This window comes from Acinetobacter lanii (assembly GCF_011578285.1).
In the GTDB taxonomy this organism is placed as follows: Bacteria; Pseudomonadota; Gammaproteobacteria; order Pseudomonadales; family Moraxellaceae; genus Acinetobacter; species Acinetobacter lanii.
The window spans coordinates 2353700-2366009 of record NZ_CP049916.1 but is presented as its reverse complement, the minus strand read 5'-3'; the positions used below and the strand labels follow the sequence as shown (position 1 = coordinate 2366009).

The following is a 12310-nucleotide window of genomic DNA, read 5'->3' as shown; positions in this document are numbered from 1 at the left end:
ACTTTTTTACGAATTTGATTAAAAAAGATACGATTTGATTGGGCTAAGCTCTAGTCGAATGACAAAGAGCTTGCTACATTTCTCATTAATTCGAGCCGTATATCCACGGTTTAAACAGATGTCATTGATGGGGAGTTTAAAATGACAGATTCAAATGATTTTGATGATAACGAAGACAGCGTTGTTGATGAAGATGAATCTCAAGCTGCCGAAAAAGGTGCAGCTGTAAGTGATTCAACCGTTTCTGATGCCGATGTTGCGGAAGCGGAAACTTTAACCATTACTGCGAAGTTGAAACAACGTCAGGCTTTAGAAGATGAAGTGGCGGCGTTCCTTGCACGTGGTGGACAAATTAAAGAAGTGCCTCCAGACGAAAGTGCTCGTGACTAAGTGGCACATTCAATCATCAGACAATCATTTGCCTGATCTAGGCCAATAAGATCTGTTGAAAGATATGGTTAAAATGATTCTAGAATAGCCTTAAGTCGTGTTCTAAAATTCAAAAAAAGCATCACACATGTGATGCTTTTTTTGTGGCTGAATGATCAAAATTCAGATGCAACTCATTTTAAAAATGCTTTAAGGCAGCTTTTATTTCAAACTTCATTGAGATAAATTCAGTATCAAAATTTATTCACAGCTGATCAATCAAGGGTTTAATCATTTGCAGAGGTGAGTTCCAAAGCACGTTGATACGCCACTTTCTTTTTCATGCCGGTTAAATCTGCGGCCAATTGAGATGCTGCTTTAACCGATAAATCTTGTAACAGGCGAAGCAGTAATTTATCCAGCGCTTCTTGCTCTAAATCCTTTTCTTCAGTTGCACCTGCAATCACTAAAACGATTTCACCTTTTTGCTGATTGCGGTCACTTTCAATAAAGGCATGTAGTTCAGCCAAGCTCATCTTCTTAATGGTTTCAAAGGTCTTGGTGATTTCACGGGCAAAACCAACCTGACGATCGCCACCAAAGACATTCACCATATCAGCAACCGAATCTAGGATGCGATGCGGCGCTTCATAAATGATCATGGTATGCGTATTGGCTTTGAGTTTTTCAAGTTGAAGCAAACGCTGAGATTGTTTAGAGGACAAGAATCCTTCAAAACTAAAATGATCGCTCGGTAAGCCCACTGAACTTAAAGCCGCAATCGCAGCACACGCACCCGGAACAGGGGTGACACGAATGCCATTTTCCTGCGCAGCACGAACCAATTTAAAACCGGGATCACTGATCAATGGTGTACCGGCATCACTGACCAGCGCAATATTGTCGCCTTTCTTCAAGCGCTCAATGAGTATATCAATTTTGTTACTTTCATTATGATCGTGACACGCAGTCAAAGGAGTTGCGATATTATAGTGCTTCATTAAAAGTGCAGATTGACGGGTGTCTTCTGCAGCGATAATCGCGACAGACTTTAAAACATCAATAGCACGGTAAGTCATGTCGTCTAAGTGCCCAATTGGGGTCGCTACAACAAATAACTGAGCACTCATAAGGTTTCTCCATGTTAGGTAAGTTGGATAAGTTAAATTATAAAAAAGCACTGCTTGGCTTAGGACTGGCGGGAATGATCTTCCAAGCCCAAGCGGAAGTGTTGGTTATTTTACCTGAATCAGGGCCTATGGCGCGAGCAGGGAACAGTATTAAACAAGGGATTGTGTCGGCACAGCGCACATCGACTGCCAATTTAGCCTTGAAATTCGTCAATAGTGATCAAAAAAATATCAAAGACCTGCTCAAAGCGCATATCAATAAAAAAACTGAAATGGTGATTGGGCCTTTGGCACGCTCAGAGGTCGATGCTTTAATTTTGCAAAATCCTAAAGTGCCTGTGTTGGCATTGAATGAGGTCAGCGCACAACATCCCAAGGTTTGGCAGTTTAGTTTGTCCAAGGATGAAGATGCTACAGCGCTATTAAAAGTGCTCAAGAAAGACAAAATCAAACAGATTTATGTGATGCGCCAACAAGGCACGGAGCAAGATACTCTCAGTTTTATCAATGCGCTGTATAAGAAATTTGAGGGTCATGTTGCGATCGTGGAGCAAGTACCGAACGTGAAATCCAAAGAGGGCTTATTACTTTTAGGCAGCAATGCTTGGATCAATCTGCTCAATGGCATACCCAACAAACGCGTCTATGCACAAGCCATTTCGATTGAAGAAAATCATGCGATTCCAGTTGGTTTAAAGTTCTGTGATGTGCCGGGGATTTATCAGAGTACGTGGAGAGATTTAATCGAACTGAGTAAAACTCAGCCCACCAGCATGGCCTATCAACGCTTATATGCTTTCGGAGGTGATGCTTGGCAGATTGCAGAACAGATGCTTTTAAATCCAAAGCTTAAAAACATGCAGTTTAATGGACGTACCGGCGTGTTAAAACTGAATGGTCAACAGCCTCAAAATGCAATAAATTTGAATAACCGTGTTGAACGGATGCCTCAGTGCTTTGAAAATACCGCCAAAGGCTTGAAGGCACTTTAGTGTAGATCTAAAAAAGGTAAGCACATGCCACAGAAACCGCTCAGTAAGGCGCCGTCATTGTCTCAGCAATTGGGGCAGTGGGCGGAACAGCAGGCAAGCCTTTTACTTCAACAGGCGGGATTTGAGATTGTGGCGCAGAATTATCACTCTCGTTATGGTGAAATTGATCTGATCGCGCAGAAGCAAGATGAACTAGTTTTTGTTGAGGTCAAAGCACGACAACCGACTCAACATGGTGCTGCTGTTGAAGTGATTACCGCAGCCAAGCAACTCAAAATGTTCAAGACAGCATTACAATTCATACAACAACAGCCTGAAGATGAAGCTTTGTATTATCGTTTTGATGTGATTTGTTTTGATTTCCATCAACAAATTGCAAAAAATCTACAGCGCGATTTTTCTCAATTGGCGTATGATCAACAGTGGATCGAAAATGCATTTACAATAGATGCAGACTTGATTAATCTATGATTTAAACTATATAAGTCATTTAAATTAAAGAATATTGAGTTTCATGAGGAGACTTACTGCGTGTTGAGCCGTATTGTAATAACGATGATGTGTGTCGCAAGCTTGTCCGGTTGTGCAAGTTTTATTTCCGGGGGAACGGGGACTGAACCCGTTGGTGTATCCAGTGGTACACGCTCACTGGGGCAAGTGTTTATCGACTCCTCAATTGAACGCACCGCCAAAATTAACCTATATAAACTCGATGTGCGCTTTAAACAATCTCGTGTCAATATCAACAGTTTCCACAGTAATGTTTTATTGACTGGGCAAGTGCCTGATGCACATTTAAAACAATTGGCTGAAGACAACGTACGCGCCATGAGTGATGTCAAAACCATTCATAACTACATTACCATTGGTAATCAGATTGGTTATGGCACGATTATGCAAGACACGACGTCTACAGCGAATACCCGTGCTTTGATTATGCGTGCGCCGGTGGTGTCAGAAAGCAAAGTCTTGGTACACACTGAAGATGGTGTCTTATATGTGATGGGACGCTTAAATACCGCAGAAGAAAATGATTTAAATAGCGTGTTACAGAAAGTAGGCAATGTGACCAAAATTGTGACTCTGATTGATAATATTGAAGAAAGCGCTTCACAAAGTAATAGCATTCAGTCCTCATCTTTTGTCAGTCCGATAGTGGGCAATGTTCAAACCCAGCCCTATGTCGAAACACCGGTAGCGATTGATCCAGATGCGGTTGAACCGAATGTTCAACCTTAAGTTTCAAACGCGTTCCAAAGATGTTTATGCTAAAGTTGTTGATATTCGTGAAAAGCTAAAGAGCTTTAGAGCCTATGACTTAGGGGGCATAGCCATCAATGGTTTAACCCCCAAAACAGGCTATCAGCTGAAAAGTGATTTGGCTTATGGGCCCGAATCTCGGCAACGCTTAGATCTGTATGTGACAGCGCAACAACCTGCCAAAGCATTGATTTTATTTGTGCATGGTGGGGCATGGAGTCATGGCGACAAAAATGCCTACAAATTTGTGGGTGAAGCCTTTGCACGTTATGGCTATGACGTTGCAATTTTGAATTATCACCTTGCTCCTGAACATATTTTCCCGAGCTATATTGATGATTTGGCACTTGCTTTAGAGTATTTAGATACGCAACAAGACAGCTTGGGTATTTCTACAGCGCAGATCGCACTGATGGGGCATTCAGCAGGGGCTTTTAATATTGCGTCCTTGATCTATCATCCACAGAATTATCAGTTAAAACTGTACAATCAGATCAAGGCGATCATTGGCATTTCAGGGCCTTATCATTTTGATTATAAGGGCGATGCTTTAGCGCAGCATGCCTTTGATGAGGAAATCCCGTATCAAAATGTCATGCCTTATTATTTTGTGCATCAAAATCATCTTCAGCACTATTTATTCATCGCTGAACATGACCAAATTGTGCATGACAGCAATACTTGGGATTTACAAAAACAGTTGCTGGCCGTGGGTAATCACTGTGAAGTGATTCAAATTCCACGCACCGGGCATATTTCCATTATGGGCAGTGTCTCCAGTTTGGTCAGCCCATGGTTTAAGACCCGAAAAGCGATTGTGGGCGTATTGGATCAGACCTTCAAAAAGTAAAAAATGAGTTTAAAAAAAGAAGAATCATGCGCTTCTTCTTTTTTATGGGTCATATAAAACTGATTATTAATATATCGCGGTTTGTTACTTTTTATGCATCGGTGTTTGATGAATGACATGCTGAATCATCGCGTATGCAATACTACCGGCAAAAGGAATTTCTGGCAGTTGATCGAATTTAAAGAACTGCGCATCACTGATCTCTTCTTCTTGCAACACCAAATCACCTGAATCATATTCCGCCTTAAATGCGATCATCAAATTACTTGGGAAAGGCCAAGGTTGACTCGAGAGATATTGAATGTTCTTTAGCTTTATACCCACTTCTTCAAGCGTTTCACGCTGTACTGCGGCTTCTAAGGTTTCACCGACTTCCACAAATCCTGCAATCAAGCCGTACATATTAGATTTGTTTTTGGCATTCTTGGCCAAAAGTATTTCATCATCACCACGGGTAATGACCGTAATCACACAGGGTTGGACACGCGGGTATTGATGATAACGGCAAGCAGGGCAGACCATGGCATATTCGCTGCTATGCACTTCAGTTTCAGAGCCACAGTGGCTACAAAATTTATGATTGCGACGCCACTCTAGAAGCTGCATGGCACGGCTGGCTTGTTCAAACTCAACTTGCGACCATTGCGAGATCAATTGGCGAATCGGAATCCATTGTAAGCCTTCAGGAATCGCTTCTTCAATGTGTAAATCACGGGCGATGATCTGATCGCCCGCGATAAAATTTAAATCGCTGTCTAATTTCTCAACACGAGGCAATTGGAGGTGTTGATCAACCAAAAGCTCATGATGTTTGAAAATATAAGCCAGTGATAGTTTGGAATCTTGTTCAGACCGTTGGTCAGACATTTAGGCAATCGCTTTTAAGTTTTGACTACTCTTTAATGCCACATCGAACATCGATTGTAAAATCGGTTGTTTGTTTTGCAAGTTTTCAATCAGCATTTCAGCGCTTGCCAAGACATCGAGCAGTCGCTCAACTTGTGCTTGCGTCAGTTGTCTTTCTTTACTAATTTCAAGTTCTAAGAATGCTTGGCTATTGAGTAAAGCTTGTTGACCCTCTTGCGCACTCAGGAACAGCATTGCACCACTGATTTCTTTCAGTTGTGATGGCAAAGTCTCTAGGCTAGTCGCTTGCGGATCTTCTAAATACTGAATCAATGTATTGCTGGTCAAATCAACCAAGGATTTGGTTTCATTGAGTAGAACTTGATGTGCTTCATCCAAACGATCTAATGAAATGTGCATATTGTTGACACGTAACTGTAGACGACTCGAAGAGAAGTTACGCTCTAAAATCCCAATCGAGTTCATTGCCGACAAAATGCTGTTCATCAATTGTTGCGCAAATTGTGGGTTGTTTTGCATATTGTCTTGACTCAAATTTTCAGCTTGCATTTTGAGTTCGACAAACGCTTCATTCAGATTCAACACTTTAAAAACATTGGCCAAATTAAACAGTTTGGTTTTAATTTCCGCAACTTTGTCTTCTGACATGCTTTGATAGTTGTATTCAATTTCATTACGAATTTGGGTCATTTCTTCAGTAATGAGTTTGGCTGCGACATGAATGGTGTCAAAGTCAGGGCCAAAAAAATGGCGACTAAATACTTGAAGTTGTGAGTCGGTTAGGACATCTTCACCCACACCAATTTGATCACGAATATGTTGTGACAACTCATCATCTCGACTGATACACAGGCTCAGCACATTGGCCAGCTCAATCATCTCAGCTTTAAAGTTTTCCGGCGCTTTAAAGAACTGGGCAATATGGGTTTCAATGCTAATCAGAATACGTAAACGTGCATCGCTGAGTGCTAAACTTTCTAATTCATTCAGCGCAACATGCACCAAGTTCCAATACTGTTGACTTGGCGTGTTTTGAGCAAGGTTGGCGAGATAAGTACCGACTAATTTTAAAGCTTGAAAATCTAAACCGGTTTCGGCTTGGTTAAGCAGTTTTTGTAAGCTGAGTTTATACAGTTTATGAATATAGACCGATTTTTCCAGTTCAGGCGCTTGTGGCAAATTGAATTTAGGCTCAATACATTCAAGAGCTGAAACAATCGGTTGACCCTCTTGAGTCAACGGTTTACCCAAGGCAATTTCTAAATTATTTAAAGTGTCTAATAGGAATTGGGGAACACGGACTTCACGTAAACAAATAAACTCAATATAACGACGCAACATGGTGGTGCCTTCACTTAAAGCCACCACATCTTGGGTTTTAATCTCATTCGGCGTTTGCATGATTTTACGCATTACGTCGGCTGAATATTGTGTCAACTGCGCCAATTGCGGCATATCAATCAACATCAGGACCTGAGCACATTGCTCAAATTGTAATAGTGCATCGTCAATACCAAAAGGAAGCGTTTGATCTTCGACTAGACTACTGACCGCAGTTTCTACTTGTTGTATTGAATTATCGACTTCTTTTTTTATGATTAAAAGTGCTGTTGGGTCGAAGTGAATTGAGGTTTGGTAAGACATCGATCTGCACCTTTCCTAAGTATATAAATGTTCTGGAAAGCCCCTATTGACTGGGGCTAGATTTTTCTATGTTTTAATATAACTGAAGTATTATACCTTTACAAAAAATATCAAATCGAAACAGCGATTTATTTTGCAAAAAGGCAAGGCTCACCGTGTTTCTCTTGATATTGTTTGACCCAGTTCTCATGTTGTTCTAACTCGGCTTCTGAAGCTAAAATCACTGGTAAATCAATCTCAATTTTTTGACGTTGACCGCTTCGATTGGACTGCTCATTGTGCGAAGACAGGGCATCCATATCAAAAGAGACTTGACCACCGGTCATGGCCAAATACACGTCTGCTAGAATTTCAGCATCGAGCAAGGCGCCGTGGAAAGTACGGTCACGCTGTGGCACTTCATAACGACGTACTAAGGCATCCAACGAATTTTTTTGCCCGGGATGTTTAGACTTTGCCATCGCCAAAGTATCGGTGACAGTGCAGACCTCAGATAAAGCCACAAAACCTGCACGTTTGAATTCCATGTCCAAGAAGTTCATATCGAAGGTGGCGTTATGCGCAATGATTTCCGCGCCTTTTAGGTACTCAAACAGTACATCGGCAATTTCGCCATACACCGGTTTGTCTTTTAAGAAATCATCTGAAATACCATGCACATTTTCCGAATCACCCACGGGTTTTTTCGGATTGATATAAATATGAATCGAACTGCCGGTGAGTTTGCGATTAATCATTTCAATCGCACCGACCTCAATAATTCGGTCACCATCAGAATAATAAAAACCAGTGGTTTCAGTATCGAGGATCAGTTGGCGAGGCCCTTGTAAATGACGTGTTGCAGGGGTGATTTTAATCTGCGGATGGGTGCTGCTTATAACAGCTGTAGCATTGGCATCGCTGTCTTGTGCGAGTGCATCAGCAGGCGTATCCACATGTGTGTTTTGGACAATATTTTGATTCAGTGATTCGGTTTCAACAACAAAAGGCTGATCTTGAGTTAAAGAGTCATTTATATCAGGGGCAATAAGATCTTCGGAAGTAGGCATGGTCATAGCCTCTTGATCTACATCGATTAGTAGCTCATCAGCAGATTCATCTTCAGAGGCAGCTAAATCAAAGCCAAAAGGATCATCTAAAAGCCAGTCTTTATCGACTTTTTTTTTATCTTGAGCGTCAGTCACAGCAATCACCGGGGTTGGAATATGAATCGGTGCAACCAATTCACCATTGTTCAGTTTTTCTAAAGTTTGATCGGCACCGAGATTGGCCAATTGATCGGCCATTTCATTGCCGGCATGACCGGCATGACCCTTGATCCAGTTCCATTCAATCGTGCGCCCTTGGCAGGTTGCATCTAATTTTTTCCACAGGTCTGGATTTTTCACATCTTTCCAATTCTTCTTTTTCCAACCTTGAATCCATTCGGTTATGCCACGTTTGACATAAATCGAGTCGGTCCAAATCACCAATGCAGCATCCATCGGGCAGGCTAAAATGCCTTCAATCGCGGCGGTGAGTTCCATGCGATTGTTGGTTGTATTGGGTTCACCACCACACAATTTACGTTCTTCTTGACCTTGAATGATATATGCACCCCAGCCACCTAAGCCAGGATTGCCACGGCATGCACCATCGACGTAAAGCGTGATTTCGGACATAGTTTGAACCAATAAGATTGAATAAAGAGTTGAACAACACGTTCTAAGAATTTATTGTATACGCAAATCGGTGATCTCAGTGCGTTTACTGGATAATTTTTAATTTCTTGTAACATTTATACGCAAATAATCATCATTTAAAGTTTTGTCTCTCTGACGCGCTCCACTAATATGTCTTTCATAATATAAATCAAATACGTTGTTCGGAATCTGTATGTATAAACCAACCACCGCAGTGTGGCAGCCATCTGCATCTTTTTTATTTAAGTTATCAGTCATCACAACAGCTGTAGCGGGGATGGGTTTAACAGCAGGTTGCTCTTCAACAACCTCATCAGTCAAGACACAAACCTCGAAACAGTTGGGTTTACTTGATGCCAATAGTTTAGATTCTTTAGAAGATTTGTTGTCTGCAACAGATATGCGTGCAGTAGAGGGAGATCGTCTCCTGATTTTAAAACATGGTGATGTGTGGAAGCGCATGACCGTCGGTTTTAAAATGAATGAGAACAAATGGGATCCACGTATTGATGCACAGCGCAGCTGGTTTGCTGCACGTCAACCGTATATCGATCGTTTGAGTGCACGTGCATCTCGTTATTTGTACCACACGGTAAAAGAAGCGGAACGTCGTGGACTACCGACTGAGCTTGCTCTATTGCCTGTGATTGAAAGTTCGTATGACCCAGCAGCGACTAGTAGTGCAGCGGCAGCAGGGATGTGGCAGTTTATTCCTAGCACTGGCAAAATTTATGGTTTAAGACAAACCAGTCAATATGATGGTCGCCGTGATGTGGTGGAATCCACTCGTGCAGCCTATGAGTTTTTAGGCAGTTTATACAACCAATTTGGTTCTTGGGAATTGGCATTGGCGGCCTATAATGCCGGTCCCGGTCGTATCCAACAAGCGATTAACCGCAACCGTGCCGCGGGTTTACCGACAGATTATTGGTCACTGCGCTTACCGCAAGAGACCATGAACTATGTACCGCGTTTCTTGGCGGTGGCTCAAATTATTAAATCCCCACAAAAATATGGCGTGACCTTACCCCCGATTGCCAACCGTCCACACTTTAGAGAAGTGAGTGTGCCTGCGGGTGCATCGTTGAATGAAATTGCATCTTTAGCTGGTTTAAGTCGTGCAGAGTTGTATCAGTTAAACCCTGGACATCGCGGTGAAGTGGTTGATGCATCAAGTACCCAGCGTATTTTGATTCCTGCGGATTTAAACCCGAATGTGGATGCCAAAATCAAAGCCTTAAAACCATCTTCTGGCGGCTATTGGGCGGGGGTAAATACACCTGCGTCGAATTCGATCACCACCAAAACCTCAACTTCACCGATCGTAACCTCAAATTCGACACCGCCAGCGTTGAACAGTTCAAAATCTTCAACGCCAAGTTATAGCTCTACGGTGAGCACACCGAAACCTTTGACCAATCCGCTGAGCACTTCAACGACAGCATCGAGCAGTAAAGCGCCGAGTAGCTCAACTTTCGGCAGTAGTACACGTATACCTACTGGTTCAGCGGCATTGGCAGCTTTTGCCAATTCTGCAGATATTCCAAGTGCACCGCGTATTCCGGTGGCAGTGACCCCTGCAGTGAATGTCAAACCGGTCACGGTTGAACCACCATTGTCAGCTGAAGAGCGCGCTAAGATTCTAGCCAGCATTACTCCAGACACGACAGCCGCTGTTAAGTCTAACGTGCAGCAAGTCAGTGAGCCTGAGCCGACTCAAGCTGAAAAAGAAGAAGTGGTTAAAGAGATCACCGCTTTGGCACCGCAAGGTACTGAAATCGTCGATCCACTCGATGGTAAAATTAAGCTGACCGCGATTCAAACCAGTCAGTCGGTTGCCGCACAACAAGGCTCAGAAGTCAAAGTTGGTTTTGCTTATCCGAAAGCAGTGGCAGAACAAACCTCACCGACTTCGGATGAAGCTCAGCGTAACCAAGGCAAAGCCTATACCAAAACGGACAGTGAAGTTTTGGTCAGTGCACCGACTGGCAAACGCAGTACTTATACAGTATTACCAGGGGATACCTTGGCTGTCATTGCGATGAAAAATGGGGTCAATTGGCGTGACATTGCCAAATGGAATCAGGTTGATCCGAATGGCACCTTATTCGTGGGCAGTACCTTATATTTGTATGATGCCAAACCTGTTGCTGAAAAAACAGTCGAGAAAAAGCCTGAGTCAAAGCCAAGCACTTATGTGGTGAAAGCCAATGACAGTTTAACGGGTGTGGCGAATCAATTTAATTTGTCGGTTCAGCAGTTGGCAGACTTTAATGGGCTGTCGACCAGCAGTAATTTGTTGGTTGGGCAAAAGTTGTCTTTAGTTGAAAGCAGCACGAAAAAAGCAGTTCGCGAAGATAAAACCGCAGATAAAGCGGTGATTCCGAAAGTCAAAACCAAAGTCTATGTGGTGAAACGTGGCGAATACTTAAAGCAAATCGCGGATCGTTATGCATTTTCCAATCAAGAGTTAGCAGCGTTAACGCCCGGACTTAAATCCGACAGTGCACTGTTTGTGGGGCAAAAAATTAATGTGCCTGTTGAGGGCTTGTCTGACTATGCAGAAGAGACCAAGTCTGCAAGCAATACTAAATTTGAGTCAGTAAAAGCCGACACGCATTACAAAACTGAGAACTACAAAGTTCAAAGTGGCGAAACTTTATATAGCATCGCCAGCAAATCTAAAATGACCTTGTCTGAATTGGCTGAGCTGAATCGTTTGAGCCCGAGCAAGGGGTTAATGGCAGGACAAGTCATCAAAATCCCGGCTGGGGTTTCGACACCAGAGACTTATGTGGTGCAGTCAGGTGATAGTTTAAATGGCGTGGCGAGCAAATATAATTTGGGTGTGAGTCAACTAGCGAATCTGAATGGTTTGAGTCCAACAGCCGGTTTATTTGTCGGTCAAAAATTGAAACTCAGCGGTGAGCCAGACAGCAAAACCACGGCGAAAATTGCGACCACCAGTAAAGCCACAGCCGTTCAGGGCGTAAAATCAGATACCCATGTAGTGTCTTCAGGGGAAACGCTGGCCGGCATTGCTCGTAAATATAATCTACAGTTGAACTATCTTGCAGAGTTGAATGGCTTAAGCCGAACGTCAAACGTGATGGTGGGGCAACGTCTTAAAATTGAGGGCGAGGTAGCGGCTAAAACTTCAGATGCGATTCAATTTTCTAAGCCGAGCGCTACACTAAGCAGCAAGAAAAACACCGAAGCTTATACGGTAAAAGCAGGCGAGTCCTTAAATGCGATTGCCAGTCGTAACGGCTTAACCGTCAAAGAATTGGCAGATTTGAATGGGTTAACCATCAAGTCCAATTTGCAACGAGGTCAAAGCTTGCAAATTCCAAAGACCATCACTGAGTATAAAGTGAAGAGTGGCGACTCGCTGATCCGTTTAGCGTCACGTTTTGGCATTGATTCAAGTCAATTGGCTGAAATGAATAACCTGAAACCGAATGCTTCACTGCGAGTCGGTGATACGATTAAAGTTCCGAACAGCTAATATTTTTC

General features: G+C 42.8%; 10 protein-coding genes. 6 read left to right on the top strand and 4 right to left on the bottom strand.

Translation table 11 applies throughout. The features are described from left to right. Window positions 1-141 precede the first annotated feature (141 nt). Window positions 142-390, top strand: a complete 249-nt coding sequence (locus tag G8D99_RS10785) for a hypothetical protein (RefSeq protein WP_166325665.1) — start codon at window positions 142-144, stop codon at window positions 388-390. Window positions 391-656: 266 nt separating this feature from the next. Here the strand turns inward: G8D99_RS10785 and rsmI are convergent, their stop codons facing one another. Then, complete coding sequence (gene rsmI, locus G8D99_RS10780) at window positions 657-1499, bottom strand: 16S rRNA (cytidine(1402)-2'-O)-methyltransferase (protein WP_166325662.1); 843 nt, start codon at window positions 1497-1499, stop codon at window positions 657-659. An 11-nt stretch (window positions 1500-1510) separates the two neighbouring features. On the opposite strand from rsmI, the gene G8D99_RS10775 reads away from it, so the two are divergent. Genes G8D99_RS10775 through G8D99_RS10760 form a run of 4 tightly spaced genes read left to right on the top strand, consistent with a single transcriptional unit; the run spans window position 1511 to window position 4601 of the window. Then, window positions 1511-2491: a penicillin-binding protein activator gene (locus tag G8D99_RS10775; protein ID WP_166325659.1), complete on the top strand. Its 981-nt coding sequence runs from the start codon at window positions 1511-1513 to the stop codon at window positions 2489-2491. 24 nt (window positions 2492-2515) lie between these two features. Beyond that, window positions 2516-2962, top strand: coding sequence for a YraN family protein (locus G8D99_RS10770; RefSeq protein WP_166325656.1), 447 nt, complete (start codon window positions 2516-2518; stop codon window positions 2960-2962). Window positions 2963-3022: 60 nt separating this feature from the next. Beyond that, entirely contained in the window at window positions 3023-3730 is a 708-nt protein-coding gene (locus G8D99_RS10765; RefSeq protein WP_166325653.1) for a BON domain-containing protein, read from the top strand. Continuing rightward, window positions 3717-4601 (top strand): alpha/beta hydrolase, encoded by an 885-nt coding sequence (locus G8D99_RS10760; RefSeq protein ID WP_227554307.1) that lies wholly within the window; start codon window positions 3717-3719, stop codon window positions 4599-4601. Before G8D99_RS10765 ends, G8D99_RS10760 begins: the two co-directional genes overlap by 14 nt. 84 nt (window positions 4602-4685) lie before the next feature. Here G8D99_RS10760 and nudC read toward each other — a convergent pair whose 3' ends face one another. The 3 genes from nudC to dnaQ form a co-directional block, all read right to left on the bottom strand. Further along, complete coding sequence (gene nudC / locus G8D99_RS10755) at window positions 4686-5468, bottom strand: NAD(+) diphosphatase (protein ID WP_166325647.1); 783 nt, start codon at window positions 5466-5468, stop codon at window positions 4686-4688. Beyond that, window positions 5469-7112, bottom strand: a complete 1644-nt coding sequence (locus G8D99_RS10750; protein WP_166325644.1) for a chemotaxis protein — start codon at window positions 7110-7112, stop codon at window positions 5469-5471. Between the two features lie 128 nt (window positions 7113-7240). Next, window positions 7241-8773 (bottom strand): DNA polymerase III subunit epsilon, encoded by a 1533-nt coding sequence (dnaQ, locus tag G8D99_RS10745; RefSeq protein ID WP_166325641.1) that lies wholly within the window; start codon window positions 8771-8773, stop codon window positions 7241-7243. A 214-nt stretch (window positions 8774-8987) separates the two neighbouring features. On the opposite strand from dnaQ, the gene G8D99_RS10740 reads away from it, so the two are divergent. Continuing rightward, a complete protein-coding gene (locus tag G8D99_RS10740; protein ID WP_166325638.1) occupies window positions 8988-12302 on the top strand; it encodes a lytic transglycosylase in 3315 nt (1104 codons plus the stop codon). The last annotated feature ends 8 nt before the right edge of the window (window positions 12303-12310 follow it).